Origin of the sequence: Actinocrispum wychmicini (assembly GCF_004345645.1) — a bacterium.
Lineage (GTDB): Bacteria > Actinomycetota > Actinomycetes > Mycobacteriales > Pseudonocardiaceae > Kibdelosporangium > Kibdelosporangium wychmicini.
On record NZ_SLWS01000016.1, the window covers coordinates 45,584 to 60,099 of the forward strand.

Sequence of the window (14,516 nt, forward strand, 5' to 3'; positions counted from 1 at the left end):
ACCAACAGGCGACACACGCGGGGACCGGCGGACTGAGCCCCACACCGGTCCCCGCCGAACGTCCGGACGCAACCAAGCGCCGGCAACCACAACCGATAGGAAACTACACGTGAACGACACGGTGATCACCAGAACCTTCCACACCATCCCAGTCGGGTGCCCCATGACCATGCGGGCGAACCCGCTCGGCGAAGTCGAGATCGTCGTCGGCTACGACGACGGCAACAGCCTCACGCTCATCGTCACCGACAAGGACGTGTGCGCCGACCTCGAAACCACCGCCCACGCCGCCGGCGACATGCTGCCCAGCGACCCCGCCAACGCCACCCCACTGCTCATCGCCACCGACAAGGACGACCAGCCGGCACCCCCGAAGGACGCGTCATGACCTGCTCCACAATCGACACCCGGCTCGGCACACCCACCACGGCCGACCTCACCGGACCGGACGTCGCGCAAAACCGCGGGTGCGGTACGTGCCCAATGTGGTGCGGTGAAGCGGACTGTAACCAGCTGTGGCCCACCGTCAACGGGATCGACTGGGTGTGACATGCCCGACGGCGTCAAACGCAGCTGGGACAAGCGAAACCCCGACAAGATCAGGGCCGAGGACCTCGCCAAACTGACCACCGCTGAGCGAACCAGGTGGGAACTCGACAGGTGCTACAACGGCGGCCCCCAGCCGATCCTCGATAACTACGAGACAACCGAATAGCCACACAACCCGGGTCGGTGGCTGGTGATGCCCTGACACCACCACCAGCCACCGACCCACCCCCGAGACGGGGAAAGCACATGACCGACCACAACACCACCACCCCGGTTGGCCGCGCCCTCGGCCGCGTACTCCGGCAGCTGCGCAGCACCAACGACATGACCCAAGAGCAGGTGGTCCGAGCACTCGACGAGGCAGGCATGCAGGCCACCAAAAGTTCCGTAGGCTCGTGGGAGAACGGTACGCGGTCCGTGTCCGTCGACCGGCTCTGGCAACTCGCGGCGATCTACTACACCACCCCCAGCGAGATCGTCGCCGCCGCAGAACGCAGCATGGCCACCCCCGGAACCAGCTGGACCATCAGCCTCGAAGCGGCCACGCAGTTGCCCGACCTGGCGCTCTCGCCCGTCCGCAAGTGGGCACAGACCCGGGTCAAGAACGCCCTGACCGCTGACGACCGGACAGTGCGGGTCGACCAGCCGGCGCTCGAAGTCATGGCGGGCCTCTGCGGGCTCACGTACGACCAACTCACGGCGCGGCTGCTGGACCGCAGCGTGTTGCGGTGGACCGGCGCCGCGTGTAACGCTGTACAACACCAGGATGGGCAACCGCCCACAGGCGACCAGACCAATCAGGACTGATGCCTCCACCTGGGTCACGTCGAAGGCCCGGTTGATGCTGGCAGCGAAGAAGCCCCCGACCCAACAGGGACCGGGGGCTTCTCGTCGACCCGCGACTTTCCTGACGCTCCCAGTCGACGGCAGGTCGTAGGCGACAGCGATGCGACCGCTGCTGGTTGGGAGAAATCTGGGAGAGGTACTCACGACCGACCGCCACTGACGCCCACGCAGACCAACGTCATCCAACGCTCTGGCCTGCATGTTCGCGTAGGAGGGCCGGTCGTAAGTACTACCGAACCTAACTTACAAGGAGGGGGTCGCAGGTTCGAACCCTGCTGCGCCCACAGGCTCAGGCGATCTCTGTTCGCGGAAAGCGCGAACCGGGGTCGCCTGTCATTATGTTGGGGGGCCGAGCCCCCCGAACCCCCCACGTGCCGCCTTCGGCGGCCTCGCTTTCCAGCGGGCCCGTGCCTGCGTGGTAGTGGCCAGTTCACTCTCCCCGCTGGCGGCCACAGAGCGGGGAGGAGGCACCTGGCCGTGTCGGTCTCGCATTTCGTGGTCTTGCTGTCTGAGCCTGTGGCGTTCGGTGTTAGCCTGCTGGGTGAGGGAGCGGATGCCTGTCCCCTTGGCGAAGCCCACGACCTTCCTGGGCGAGACAGCCTCGCGCTGTCGGGGAGAAACACGCCATGGTGTGGTTTGAGGGCATGAGTTTGCCTGTTGCCGACTTGGATCGCTCGATCGCCTTCTACGAGTCGTTGGGGTTCGTCACGGAAGGCCGGTCGGATCGGTTCGCGTTGCTGCGGCAGGGCGGCGGCACGATCGGCCTGCTCCGGGTCGGCACGGCGGCGGCCGGTGAGGAGGGGATGCCGCGCAGGTTGCGTGCGCTGGTTCAGGTGGAGCTGACCACTGACGATCTCGACCAGCTGTACCAGGATCTACTCGCCCGTGGCGTGCCGGTGAGTCCGCCGAGGGACCTACCGTGGGAACGGCAGATGCAGGTGCGTGACCCGGACGGCTTCACCGTCGAGTTCGCTGAGGGGCGGCGAGGTGCGGGCATACGTGAGTAGCTGATCGCACTGCTTACGCACCGTGCTGATGGTCGCGAGCGGGGGCCTTAACTGGCCGCCGCACGTGGCCGTGCTCGGGAATTCGCAAATGGCTGCTGGCTCGCATGATCACTGGCGGCGCAGGCAGAGGACGTAGGATTCCAGGAGGTTGGGAATTCGACTCGTTTCCACTCCGTAGCGTGTGTACACCGTATACTTCTCCACTACGTAGTCGTGGGTGCTTCGGGCGACGCCGTTGCACGCTGAGCCGAGGGTTGTTCCGGTTTTGCGCGCCAGGATCTTGAAGGTGCCCGAGCCGCAGGGGGCTTTGACCATTTGCGGGCTGGTGTCGGTGCCGTCGTTTCGTAGGCAGTCGCCAATTCCCGCCGAGTCCTCCGGGGCCGATTCCACCTTGGTCTCCGGTACCACCGGGGCCGGCGGGCTGTACGTGTACCGGTAGGTCGGCGGGGTATAGCTGTAGGAATACGTCGACGTGCTGGTGTCGGTGGTGTAGCTGGAATAGGTCGATGTGTCCGAGCTGCTGGCGCTGTTCGTCTTCGACGAGGAGTGTGACTGGGTGAACACCACGATTCCGCCCACCAGAATGGCGACGAAGCTGGCCACGAACCAGCCGGGCACCGGCGGCTTCGTGGATCCTTTCCGGAAGCGCAGCCGGACGAAGAGATCCGTTCCGTCCGAACCCTGGCCGCTCAGGCGTAACAGGCCGTTGTCCGGGCTCCCCGGTGGGATGCGAATGGTCAGTTCACGCATCCCGCTGGTGGCCGGCAGATAGATCGTCTTGACCGTGCCCCGGGCGGCTTCCCAGCGGTCGATCTCGACCTCCAGAACGTCACCGACGCGTGGTTCCTCAGGGTTCATGCTCACGTTTCGCTCCGGAATATGTCGCAGGTGCCGCTATTCATCCCGCACCGACCAAAGGGAGAGTACCGTATGACATCGAGGCCGCGCAGCTATTTCGAGAAATCCGCGTTAATGCGAAATTGTCAATGGAAACCAGATGGCAGGCAGTTGGGAGCCGGATGGACGCGGGTCAGATCCGCCAGGCGGCGACGGGATGGCGGTCGACGCACAGACCGGCCAGAACGTGCTCGCGGACCAGGCCGCGCAGCCGCACCCGCCAGATCGCCGGCAGCCGGGTGAGCAGCTGGCATTCGCCGGTCATCGCCTGCGCCAACAGTTGGGTGCCGATCAGCTCGGCGACGATCCCCTCGGCCGCCTCACGGACGTTCGCGCCAGGCACGAGCTCACCGGCTCGTTCGGCCGCGATCAGCAGGTCGCGCACGACCATCACGCACCCGGCGAACTGACCCGCCGCGGCCACGTCGAACAGTTCCGCGTCCAGCACCAGCCGGCAGCCGGCCCGGATCACCGGGTCGATCCGCATCCGCTCGGCGATCTCGAAGGACAGGTCCACCAGCGCCTGTACGGGGCTGGTGCCGCGGGCGCACGTGTCGTGCTTGACCTCGTGCCACAGCATGGACTGCCGTTCGATCACCGCGACGGCGAGCGCGCTTTTCGACGGAAAATGGCAGTACAGTGCCCCTTTGCTCACCTCCGCGCGCGCACAGACCTCATGCAGGCTCGTACCGGCGAACCCGTCCCGGTCGAAGATCTCGGCCGCCGCGGCCACCAGGTTTCCCCGTGTTGTCAGGCCGTTGCGTTTGCTCACAGCTTCTCACCTCGTCGTCTGCCTGAACGTTGTCTGGCCGGATCAGGCCATCGGCCGCACGAGCCGCGCGCGGCCGAGGGCGATCGCGGCGGTGAGGGTGTCCGACATCAGCCAGCACTCGCGCACCAGCCCGTCGCGTACCTCGACCGAGATGACGAAATCCAGCGAGACCACCTCGGGGGAAGTGCCCACACGGCACCGGGCCCGGCCGAGGACCACCGCGTCGTCGCCGTCCACGACGAGCCGGCGCACGGCCAGCGCCTCCGGGGCCAGGGCGCCGAAGAACGACAGGAAGAAGGACTCCACCTCGCGGCGGGTTCGCCCGGCGCCGGCCGGTGGATCCGCCGGCAGGCTGGTCACCCGCCACCGCACCCGGGCCGCGAACAGCTGGGCCAGGCCGGCGGCGTCGCGCGCGCCGAACCGCCCGAGCAGGAGCTGGACCACCTCGAGGGTGGACAGTGGTCGCAAGCTCACCTGGGCGGCGCCTCCTCGTACGTCCGTCGGACGACACTCCGTAATCGGACCGTAGCAGGGTGGTGGAACAATGCGGGTGGCGTGCACATCGAATTCGTCTGAATCCCCTCCAGCTACCGACCAAACGGCCGATCAGGAGTTGTGAATCAGTCAGATCCAGTGATTCTCGCGACATGGGTACAAAGACCCTGGACGGAGTTCGGCGACAGCAGTGGAGTTCTCCGGGTTTCACCCGAAGAGCCGAGCCGTTCGGTTTGCGCCGATGGGACACTTGTTCGGACGTCCCACGTTTCATTGTCGATGCCGGCCTCGTTGGATTCCCGCGGTATCGCCGCGGTTCACCTTTCTTCGCCCGCCTGCGTTTCACCGGAATCGAGGCAATGACGACCCGACCGGGATCCGCCCACGTACCGACGCCATTGCCGCGGCTGATCACCCAGCTGCGTGGCCACTTTGGGCCAGTCGCAGGTCAGGCTGGCCGAGACGTCCGGGAACGAGGCGGTGACCGAGCCGAGATATCCCGCTGGGAACGCGGGAAACGCATCCCCGGGCCGTACTGGCGGAGGTGGCTGAGTGTGGTTTGGACGTGTCACCGGAACGGCTCGACCGGGCCGCCGGATTCGCTCGACGGGCACACCGCGCCGCTACGGGAAATTGGCCCTTATGACGCGGCCGACCGAGTGGGAATCACTGTCCACGGAAACCCCGGCGGGAATGGATCGCTGAGCCGGTGGTCAGTCCATTGGACAGAAAGGACGTTCTGGCACGTGCCGAATTCTGATCGGAATCGCGACGATCGCGGACCCGACCAACGCCATGACGTACGTGCCGGCCACGGACTACATGGCGCCGAGCAGCGGGCCCTACCTGGTGATTCCGGTGTGGCCCAGTGAGTAGCGGCCGGGTTGCGGCCAGACGCACAGGCCGTGTGGGCCGGGGCCGACGGGGATGGTCTTGATCATTGAGCCGTCCTTGGTCGACATCACGTAGACGACATCGTTGTACCGGCCCGAGAGCCACAGTTGGCTGCCGTCGGCGGTTACGTTGCCCATGTCCGGGCTGCCGCCGCCGGGGATCCGCCACGTCGTGACCAGCGCGCCGGTGTACGCGTCCAGGACCGAGACGGTGCCCTCGTTGCGGTTCGTGACGTACAGCTGTTTCGCGTCCCGGGAAAGGTAAAGGCCGTGCGCGCCTTTTCCGGTCGGGATGAACCGGAGCACCTTGGTCGCCGCGCCGTCGATCACCCACAGGCCGTTGGCGTCCGAGTCGGCGATGTAGTACACCGAACCGTCGGGCGCGAGCTTGATGTCCTGCGGGCCCATGTGGGTGTGCCGCACAGTCATGTCGATCATCCGCAGCACCTTGTGCGTGGCGACGTCGATCACCGCGACCCGGCCGGCGAACTCGCACGTGAACACCGCGGTCCGGCCGTCGGGGGAGAAGTCGGCGTGGTCGATGCCGCCGCACTCCGGGGTCGGCGTCTCGTCGTGCACCTTCCACGTCTTCGGGTCGTACCAGACGAGTTTGCGCATCCGTTCGGCGACCGAGATCGCATACTGACCGTCAGGTGTGAAATACATGTTGTAAGGGTCGACAACCGGGAACGCGGGTCCGGCTTGGCCGGTGCGCGCGTCGAACGACATCGCGCGGTCGGTCTTGTCGTCCGTGGCGTACAGCGTGCGCATGTCCCACGACGGCACGACGTGCTGCAGTTCCCCGCCCACGTGGGTCTTGCCGACCACCTGGAACGTCGCCGGGTCGATCACCCACACGTCACCGGACTTGTTGTGCGGCACGTAGACCAGCGGTTTGTCGCCCGCCACGGCCGGCAGCAGCATGCCCGCGCCCGCGGCCGCGTCGACGTTCTTCGGGTCCGTCACCGGCGGCATGCCGGGCAACGGGTTGCCGGCGCCCGGCGCGGGTGGGTTCGGCTGGCTCGGCAGGTTGGTCATCGGCGGCGCGCTGGGGTCGCCCATGTCCGGCATGTCGTGCATGTCGGCGTGGGCGTCCGGCGGTTTCGGCGCCGACGTGCATCCGGCGGCCAGCAGAGCGGCTGTCAACGCGACGGCGAGCGAGATCCTGGTTTTCGACACGTCAGCCCATCAGTTTCGAGGCGGTCACGGGGGTCAGGCCGCGGTTGGCCAGGTCGGTGAGAATCCCCGGCAGTGCGGCGACGGTGCCCGGATGGCCGAGATGCATGCTCACCACGCTGCCGGCGGTCGCCGCGGTCACGGCTTTCCGGATCGCCGCCGCGCCCGGGTCACGCCAGTCCAATGAGTCGATGTCGTAGGACAGCACGTTGGCGTAGCCGGCCTTGCCGGCCTCCCGGAGTTCTTCGGCGTTCGCGTGCTGGCCCTGTGACTGCCGGAAGAACGCGCCCGGCGAACCGGTCAGCTGGACCAGCCTGTCCCGGCAGCGCTCGATCTCGGCCAGCATCGGCTCCGGTTTGTACGTCGACAGGTTCGGGTGGCTCCACGTGTGGTTGCCCAGCTCGTGGCCACCGTCGAGGACCATTCGCGCGGCGTCCGGGCTGTCCTGCAGCCAGGTCCCGACGGCGAGCACGGTCACGTGCGCGTTGTGCTGCGCCAGCGCGGCGAGGACCTGGCGGGCGATACCGACGTCCCCGGCGCCGTGGAACGTCAGCGCCACCTCCGGACGCCCGCTCGCGGCGCGGACAAGCTCGGTCGCGGGGCCGCCGGCGGGTTTCGCCGCCGATGACAACGTTGACGACGGCGGCAGAGTGGTCGTTGACGATGCGGACGTGGGCACGGGCGGGGTGGGTCGTGTCTCGGGCGGCGCCGAGCACGCCGCCAGGGCGGCGGCCCCCAGCCCGAGTCCGATGAACCGGCGTCGGGGGACGGAGTTCGGCTGCTCGGAAACGGGACCCTCCACGGCTAGCTGGGACTTACCTGAACGTTATCTGGGAACGTCACAACACCGTTCACCAGGGCCGTCAAGTCCGAAACACGTGAAACGGCGGGAACGTCCGGGAACGTCACGACTTGGGTGCGGTTGTCAGGAGAAGTTCCGCCATGGCGCGGGCGTCCCTGCCCGCCTCGGCCGTGCCCTCGATCGAGCTGACCACGGTCGCGCCTTCGATCAGCAGCAGCATGCGCCTGGCGTACCCGGCCGGTTCGGCGATGCCGCACTCGGCCAGCAGCCGGCGGAACAGGTCCAGGTACCGCGCCAGGTGCCGGCGCGGGATCGGGCCGGGCTTGGCCCGGGTCTCCACGGCCGCCTGCAGCACGCCGCAGCCCAGGTAGCCGTCTTCGGCGTACCAGCCGGTGAACATGTCGAACAGGGCCAGCACCCGGTCCGGGCCGGGTGGGACGTCCGCGATCCCGTGTTCGAGCCAGGCGTGGGTCCGGTCGCTGCGGTTCGCGACGACCGCTTCGACCAGGCCGGCCTTGGATCCGAAGTTCCGGTACACGGTGAGTTTCGACGCGCCCGCGTGCTGGGCGATCTCGTCCACGCCGACCACGTGCACGCCCCGCTCATAGAACAGTTTCGACGCGCTGGCCAGGACCCTGGCCCTGGTCGCCTCGGGATCGATCGGGCTGCCCGCCTTCACCGGCATGACACCATCCTAGCGCAAGATGAGATGGTACGTTACCGTCTTATCTCATGGGGGTTCCGGTTCGCAGGCTCTGGCTCGCGGTGCTGTGCGGCTACATGGCATTGGGTGCCACGTTGCAGGCACTGCCCACTTATGTGATCCAGCGGTTCCACGGCGGCGAAGCGGCCGCGGGGACCGCCGTGGGCATCGCTTTCCTTGCGACAGCGCTGGTTCGGCCGTTCGCCGGCCGGCTCGCGGACGCCGGGTTCGCCCATCCGGTGGTGGCCACGGGCGGTGTCCTCGCGGCGATCGGCGGCCTCGGGCACCTGGTGGCACCGAACCTCGGCACGCTCCTGGTGGCCCGTCTGGTGATGGGCGCGGGCGAGGCGGCACTGTTCTCCGGCGCGCAGCCGTGGGTGCTGGCGGGCACCCCGCCACAGCGCCGAGGGCGCGTGGCCGGGTGGTTCGGGCTGTCCATGTGGGGCGGCCTGGCGCTCGGCCCGGTCCTCGCGGTGGGCCTGAACGGCTGGCACGGGGTCGACGGGGTCTGGTGGGGTGTGGTCGCCTTTGCCGGGGTCGCGTCCGTGCTGGTCCTCACGTGCCGGGAGTCAGGTCGAGAGACCCGACGGCCCAACGGTTTCATCGCTCCGGCGGGGGCGATCCTGCCTGGTGTCGTGCTCGGCCTGGCCAGTTACGGCTACGGCACGGTCAGCGCGCTGATGGTGTTGCGGCTTCAGCACATTGGCGGCGAGAACGCGGCGCTCGCGTTGTTCGCCGCGGGTTTCCTGCTGATCCGGGCGTTCGGGTCGCCGTTGGTCGACCGGTACGGCGGTGGGCGAGCGGCGTCGGCGTCGCTCGTGGTGACGTCGGTCGGCTTGGCGGTCATCGGCTGGGCGCCGCCCATTGCCCTGGTGGGCGGGGTGATCGCGGGCGCGGGAGTCGCGTTGATGTACCCGGCCACGGTCGCGATCACCCTGGCCCGGGTGGACGCGTCCCGGCCGGGTGCGGCGGTGGGCGCGATGACTTCGTTCTGGGACCTGGGAATCATGGCCGCCGGCCCGCTCGGCGGAGTGGTCGCGGCCGGCATCGGATATCCGGCCGCGTTCACCGTCGCGGTGGCCGCGTGCTTGGCCGGGCTGGTCCTGACCGTGCGGTTACTGGCGAGAGATAAGCGTACGCAACTGGTTGAGTAGTTCGCTGCGGCTGGTGGCGCCGAGCCGTTGCCGCATCCGTGCCATGTGGTGCTCCACTGTCTTCGCCGAGATGAACAGTTGGTCGCCCACCTGCTTGTACGTCATTCCCTGCAACACCAGGCCGGCGACCTCGTGTTCCCGTTCGCTCAACGGGCTTTCGCCGGGAGTGGGCGCCGGACGGGCCGCGGCCTGGCGTCCCTGCAGTTCCCGGGCGCAGTCCAGCAACGTCACCATGGCCTTGCGGTCGGACGTCCGGATCGCGGCCTGCCCGGCCAGCCGGGATCCGTCCCACCACATGCCGACGTCGTGCAGTTCCCGGGCGGCCGCCTCGGCCCGGACCGGGTCGACCTTGCCGTGCACGACGTCCAGCCAGCACCGGGCGGCCTCGGCGAGGGCCTGGCCGAACCGGCTGGGGTTGTCCGCCAGCGCGTCGACGTGGTCCTGGGCCGGCCGCTCGCCGACGATCGCGGCGTGCAGGCCGCTCCAGTGCAGCGAGGTGACCCACAGCGTCGGCGAGCCGAGCCGTTCGGTCAGCGCGTACGCCTCCCGCAGGTGCGGTCCGAGCCGGCTCTCGTCGCCGAGTTTCGCCGCTGCCACGGCGAATTCGCCCAACGGCAGGATGGTGAACAGGTCCACCGGGTGGCGCACGACGGCTTCACAAGCCTGCGCCCAGATCCGCCGCAATGCCTGGACATCGCTGTTGCGGCGGGCCAATCCCACTTCGAGCGCGACCGCGAACAGCCAGTCCCGTGGCTCGCGCGGCCGTACGCCTGCCAGCAACTGCGCCGACGTCGTGAGCTGTCCACGGACCATGTGGATCCATGCCCGCAACAACCGGTGACGGGTGGCCAACAACGGCCCGCCCATGTTCGCGGCGGCCGCCCGCTCCAGCACCGACTCGGCCACACCCAGTTCGCCGCAGTGCAGGCCCACCAGGGCGGCGAGGGCGGCTGGACTGTCCGGCAGCAGCACCCCGCGTCCGGCCGGTTCGAGCAACCCGGCCGCACGCACCAAAGTGGACAGTGCGTCTACCGTGTCGCCGGTTACCGACTCCCGAAGCCCGTTGGCCATCAACGAGGCGGAACCGTCCAAAAGGGTCGGTGGGCCGTCGCTCGCGGTCGGCTGGGGTACGTCCGGCCGGCCGGTGCCGATCAGCCCGATGGTGGCGAACGCCGTGTCCCCGGACCACTGGTACAGCTCCGCGCTGCGCCCCAACTGGCCGCGATGGGCCAACGCGGTCGCCGCGACCCGGGCGCCCTCGGCCGCGTCCGTCCCGGAAAGCGCCTGGTCAGCCAAACGCAACGCGGCGTCCAGATCGCCGGCAAGCGCGGACGCACGCGCCCATCCTGCCGCCGACTTGGCCAGAGGCAACCCCGCGGACACCGCGGCGGCGAACAAAGTGGCTGACAGTGCCGGATCTTCCGTCAAAGCCTCGTGCGCCGCGGCGTGGAACGCCGCCGCCACACCGGCGCCACCGACACCGCTGCCCAGCAATGACTTCGCGAGCGGGAGCACGGACTCACCGCGTTCCAACAGCAGTTCGGCGAGCCGTTGCCGGACGGCGAGGCCGCGTTCGGCCGGGATCACCGACCGGATCGCTCGATGGCAGATGGGCAGCAACGCGCCGTCATGGCCGAGCAGTCCGGTCGCCCGCGCGGCCTCCATCACGGTGACGACGTCGTTCGCGTCCCGGTCGAGCAGCGCCGCCAGCAGATCCGTCCGCAGCCCGGCGCCGGCCTGGGCGGCCAGCACGTACCGCAGCACGTCCGCGTCGAGCAGATCCAGGTCGTACCGGAAGGCGGTGAGCGCCACGTCCGGCAGCTCGGTCGTCGGCCGGCTCCCCATGGCCCCCACGACCCGGTCGACGTACGCGGGCACGCCTCCGGTCTGGGCGTGCAGGAACTCGACGAGTTCGGTCGTCGGCGTGGCCCCGAACGCGCCCGCGGCGAGCGTGCGGATCTGGCCGCGGTCGAACGGCGTGAGCATCAACGTCGAACCGATGGCCCTGGTCAACGTAGTCAACTGGGTCGAACGTGGCCACGGCCGCAACGCGATGACAAGCCGGGGCGAGTCGGACTCGGCCAGTTCGAGCAGTTCCCTCAGCCGGTCCTCGGGCAGGGTGTGCGCGTCGTCGACGAGCACCGCGCGGTCCGGTCCCGGCCGGTCCGCCACACGGACCCCCGCGTTCTCGTAGACCCGTTTCAGCGCACGGAGAAACGTGGTCTTGCCGTAACCACCCGGGGCGACCACGGCGACCGCGGTCGGGACGCTCGCGTCCGCCTCGACCGCGTCCAGCACTCTCCCGGCCATCTCGTCCAGGACGTGGCCGGTTCGCGCTCGGGTCGCTGTTCGTTGGCTCAACGGCCGCCCTCACCTGTCTGCTGGGTCTGCGTGGACGTACTGCTGGTGGAGGCGACGACGGCGTGCACCGGAGCCGGCTGGCTGGGCGCGTCGGGCCGGAGATAGAAGGTGAGCGCGACCCCGGCGGCGAGCACGACGCCCGCCGCGGCGCCCGCGACACCGCGGTTCACGCCGATCATCCGCATGAACGACCGGGTGGCCGGCAGGTCGAGCGGGGTCAGGTCGACGTCCGGCCGGTCCGGCGGGGGCGGTTCGGTCGCCGGCGCCGGCACCGGGACGACTTCGGTGCGTCGGGCCGGGACCAGGCTCCGCGCGGCGATCGCGGCGCCACGGGCGCACGTGAAATCGGGCGCGAGCACGGTCCGGTTCCGCAGCTGGGCCGTGAGCAGCTCGCTGACCAGGGGGATGCTGGCTGAGCCGCCGGTGATGACGACGGACGCCAGGTCCTCGGCGGGCACCGGCGCCGACCGGATCGTGCGCAGCAGCTCCTCGATGCCGGCTTCGACTGCGGGCCGGATCAGGTCCTCGAACTCGGTCCGGGTCACCCGGATCTCGCGGACCGACGTCTCGCCGCCGGTGGACAGGAACTCCTTGGCCTGCGTGCACATCTGCCGCAGCCGGGTGAGCGTGGTCCACACATGCGGGTCGGTCATGTCGACCTCGACCACGGCCCGGATGTGTTCGAAGACGATGTCGTCGAAGCTGTCGCCGCCGTTGGGCTCGACGCTCTCGGCCGACGTGAGCAGCTCGAACGTGCCCGCGGGGGACCGGCGGACCACGGCCGACGACAGGCTGCCTGCGCCCAGGTCGTACACGGCAAGCGCTTGCCCCGCGACGACGTCGTGGCCGGCGGCGTGGCTCTCGCCGACCGCGACCGGCTCGGGCAGCAGGGTGACGTTGTCCAGGTTGGCCTGCCGTAACGCCCGCAGCAGCATCCGTCGCCGGTATCCGCCCCAGCCGGCCGGGTGCGTGAGGACGATGTGCTGCGGTGCGGCGCCTTCGGCCGCGTTGACCGTGTTGACGACCCATGCGACCAGGACCGCGGTCAGCTCCTCGGCCGCGCACGTCTCGCGGCCGACCATGACTGGGACGTCGTCGCCGACCCGCCGGGCGAAGCCGCGGGCGGCGTTGGCCGGGTCGGTGATCGCGTGCTGTTGGGCGGTGTCGCCGACCAGGATCCCGCCGTCGGCGGCGAAGTACAGCACGGTCGGCACCTCGGGGGCGTGCGTGCCGAGCTGGACGATCTCCGCGTCGGCCCAGGTGGAGCCGGTCTGCCGGCACACCGCGGCAGCCGTGCGACTGGTGCCAACGTCGATCCCGAGGACGTATGGCATGCAGACGTACTCCTCCACACTCAGTTGTCGGGTGACCCTGATGGGTTACCACCGCTGGGGTCACATCTTCGTACCAAACCCGCATGGGTGATGGTGAATCAGGACGGAACAATTAGGGGGATGCCCCAATCCCCCTAATGGCGGACAAGCGACAGCCCTAACGGGCGACCGTGATGACTCGGCGTGATCCCCGATGTCGGCGGGCCGGTCCGGTCATAGCGTTCTGGATCATGACGGCCCGGCCGTCCCTGTACCCAGCCCTGCGCACAACGAGGAGAGACTCCCTTGGTTAAGGAACCGGCTCCCGCAGCCCCGGCGCCCGCGCCGGCCCCGGCACCCGCGCCCGCCCCAGCGGCCGCCGCTGCCGCCCCGGCCGAGCCCACCTTGCACGACTTCGTGCTGAACCTGCTGCGGGACCCGGCCGCCCAGCAGGCGTTCGCCCTCGACCCGCACGGCTGCCTGAAGGCGGCCGGCCTGCACGACATCACCCCGGGCGACGTGCACGACGTCATCCCGCTGGTCACCGACCTGGTCCCGACGCACGGCCTGTCCGAGGTGGGCAGCGCGCTGCACCTGGACAGCGGCGCCGGTCTCGACGGCGGCTGGGCCGCGGTCGGCAGCGACAGCCCGCTGGGCGAGATCGCCGGCTTCGGCGGCGTCAAGGCCGGCACGGACGGCGTCGACCTGGACGTGCACGGCTCCGATGACACCCCCGCCGGTCACTTCGGCGGCGGCGCGCGGGTGGTCGCGGCGTCGAACGGCGCCTACATCGGTGAGGTCGTCAACACGCCGTTCGGCAGTGAGGGCGCCCACATCGGCATCACGGTCGACCACGGCGCCCCGCGCGTGGACGTCGGCGTCGAGCTCGTCGGCCACGACGTCAACCTGGGCTTCGACAACGGACTGGTGTTCGACCAGGACGTCGTGCCGGTGAAGCTGCCCAACCCGACCGACCTGGCCAAGGGCCTCGCCGACCCGACGGCCGCGGCGAGCGCGCTCGCCGGTGCCGTCCCGGCGCTGCCGGCCGTCCCCGGACTGCCGGATGTCGCCGGCCACCTGCCCGCGCTGCCTGGCGCGCCGATGGAGATGCCGCAGCTGCCGGCGCTCCCGTCGTTGCCCACCGATCAGGTGAGCCACGCGGTGAGCACCGCGCAGGGTGTCGTCGGTCAGGCCGCGCACGTTGCCGGCGGTGAGGCGCACGCGGGTGGCGAGGCGCACGCCGGTGGGCTGACCGACGGGCTCGGCAACCTGCCCGTGAACCTGCCGCACCTGCCCGTCGATCTGCCGAACCTGCCGCACTTGCCGAGCCTGCCGCACCTGCCGGTGGACGTGCCGCACCTGCCGAGCCTGCCGATCGGTGACGCCACCGGCCACGGCCCGGTCGGCGACGCCCTCGACCACACCGGTCTGGGCAACGTGATCAACAACAACCCGGTGACCGGCGCCGTCCACGACGTCCTGCCGGACCTGCACCTGGGCCTGTAAGGCTCCACCCAGTCGGAGGCCGGGTTTCCCTCGGGGGGCAGC

At 69.5% G+C, this 14,516-nt stretch carries 15 protein-coding genes; 7 read left to right on the forward strand and 8 right to left on the reverse strand.

The features are described from left to right. Nucleotides 1-109: 109 nt before the first annotated feature. The 5 genes from EV192_RS47665 (at nucleotide 110) to EV192_RS47675 (ending at nucleotide 2,402) form a co-directional block, all read left to right on the forward strand. Nucleotides 110-388 carry a hypothetical protein gene (locus EV192_RS47665; RefSeq protein ID WP_132125417.1) on the forward strand — a complete coding sequence of 93 codons (279 nt, stop codon included), beginning with the start codon at nucleotides 110-112 and terminating at the stop codon, nucleotides 386-388. After that, the gene (locus EV192_RS54380; protein ID WP_165960972.1) at nucleotides 385-549 is read left to right on the forward strand and encodes a hypothetical protein; all 165 of its coding nucleotides are present in this window, start codon (nucleotides 385-387) and stop codon (nucleotides 547-549) included. The genes EV192_RS47665 and EV192_RS54380 overlap by 4 nt, the downstream gene beginning before the upstream one ends. A 1-nt stretch (nucleotide 550) precedes the next feature. Continuing rightward, nucleotides 551-715 (forward strand): hypothetical protein, encoded by a 165-nt coding sequence (locus tag EV192_RS54385; RefSeq protein WP_165960973.1) that lies wholly within the window; start codon nucleotides 551-553, stop codon nucleotides 713-715. Between the two features lie 80 nt (nucleotides 716-795). Next, nucleotides 796-1,356: a helix-turn-helix domain-containing protein gene (locus EV192_RS47670; RefSeq protein ID WP_132125418.1), complete on the forward strand. Its 561-nt coding sequence runs from the start codon at nucleotides 796-798 to the stop codon at nucleotides 1,354-1,356. Between the two features lie 683 nt (nucleotides 1,357-2,039). Next, entirely contained in the window at nucleotides 2,040-2,402 is a 363-nt protein-coding gene (locus EV192_RS47675) for a VOC family protein (RefSeq protein ID WP_165960974.1), read from the forward strand. A 108-nt stretch (nucleotides 2,403-2,510) separates the two neighbouring features. Here the strand turns inward: EV192_RS47675 and EV192_RS47680 are convergent, their stop codons facing one another. From EV192_RS47680 to EV192_RS47710, 6 genes are all read right to left on the reverse strand, one after another. Further along, nucleotides 2,511-3,260: an LppU/SCO3897 family protein gene (locus EV192_RS47680; protein WP_424923445.1), complete on the reverse strand. Its 750-nt coding sequence runs from the start codon at nucleotides 3,258-3,260 to the stop codon at nucleotides 2,511-2,513. A gap of 172 nt (nucleotides 3,261-3,432) precedes the next feature. Beyond that, the gene (locus EV192_RS47685; RefSeq protein WP_132125421.1) at nucleotides 3,433-4,071 is read right to left on the reverse strand and encodes a ScbR family autoregulator-binding transcription factor; all 639 of its coding nucleotides are present in this window, start codon (nucleotides 4,069-4,071) and stop codon (nucleotides 3,433-3,435) included. Between the two features lie 42 nt (nucleotides 4,072-4,113). Continuing rightward, nucleotides 4,114-4,545 carry a nuclear transport factor 2 family protein gene (locus EV192_RS47690; RefSeq protein ID WP_165960975.1) on the reverse strand — a complete coding sequence of 144 codons (432 nt, stop codon included), beginning with the start codon at nucleotides 4,543-4,545 and terminating at the stop codon, nucleotides 4,114-4,116. An 863-nt stretch (nucleotides 4,546-5,408) separates the two neighbouring features. Continuing rightward, entirely contained in the window at nucleotides 5,409-6,638 is a 1,230-nt protein-coding gene (locus EV192_RS47700) for a YncE family protein (RefSeq protein WP_243727543.1), read from the reverse strand. Nucleotide 6,639: 1 nt separating this feature from the next. Next, the gene (locus EV192_RS47705; RefSeq protein WP_132125423.1) at nucleotides 6,640-7,437 is read right to left on the reverse strand and encodes a polysaccharide deacetylase family protein; all 798 of its coding nucleotides are present in this window, start codon (nucleotides 7,435-7,437) and stop codon (nucleotides 6,640-6,642) included. Between the two features lie 103 nt (nucleotides 7,438-7,540). Continuing rightward, nucleotides 7,541-8,122 carry a TetR/AcrR family transcriptional regulator gene (locus EV192_RS47710; RefSeq protein ID WP_132125424.1) on the reverse strand — a complete coding sequence of 194 codons (582 nt, stop codon included), beginning with the start codon at nucleotides 8,120-8,122 and terminating at the stop codon, nucleotides 7,541-7,543. A gap of 47 nt (nucleotides 8,123-8,169) precedes the next feature. On the opposite strand from EV192_RS47710, the gene EV192_RS47715 reads away from it, so the two are divergent. Further along, nucleotides 8,170-9,294 (forward strand): MFS transporter, encoded by a 1,125-nt coding sequence (locus EV192_RS47715; RefSeq protein WP_132125425.1) that lies wholly within the window; start codon nucleotides 8,170-8,172, stop codon nucleotides 9,292-9,294. On the opposite strand, the gene EV192_RS47720 is transcribed toward EV192_RS47715, so the two are convergent. Further along, the gene (locus EV192_RS47720; RefSeq protein ID WP_243727544.1) at nucleotides 9,256-11,655 is read right to left on the reverse strand and encodes a helix-turn-helix transcriptional regulator; all 2,400 of its coding nucleotides are present in this window, start codon (nucleotides 11,653-11,655) and stop codon (nucleotides 9,256-9,258) included. The two genes, EV192_RS47715 and EV192_RS47720, sit on opposite strands and share 39 nt — an antisense overlap. After that, on the reverse strand, nucleotides 11,652-12,989 hold the full coding sequence (locus EV192_RS47725; RefSeq protein ID WP_132125426.1) for an Hsp70 family protein: 1,338 nt from the start codon (nucleotides 12,987-12,989) through the stop codon (nucleotides 11,652-11,654). The genes EV192_RS47720 and EV192_RS47725 overlap by 4 nt, the downstream gene beginning before the upstream one ends. A gap of 285 nt (nucleotides 12,990-13,274) precedes the next feature. On the opposite strand from EV192_RS47725, the gene EV192_RS47730 reads away from it, so the two are divergent. Continuing rightward, nucleotides 13,275-14,474: an IniB N-terminal domain-containing protein gene (locus EV192_RS47730; protein ID WP_132125427.1), complete on the forward strand. Its 1,200-nt coding sequence runs from the start codon at nucleotides 13,275-13,277 to the stop codon at nucleotides 14,472-14,474. The last annotated feature ends 42 nt before the right edge of the window (nucleotides 14,475-14,516 follow it).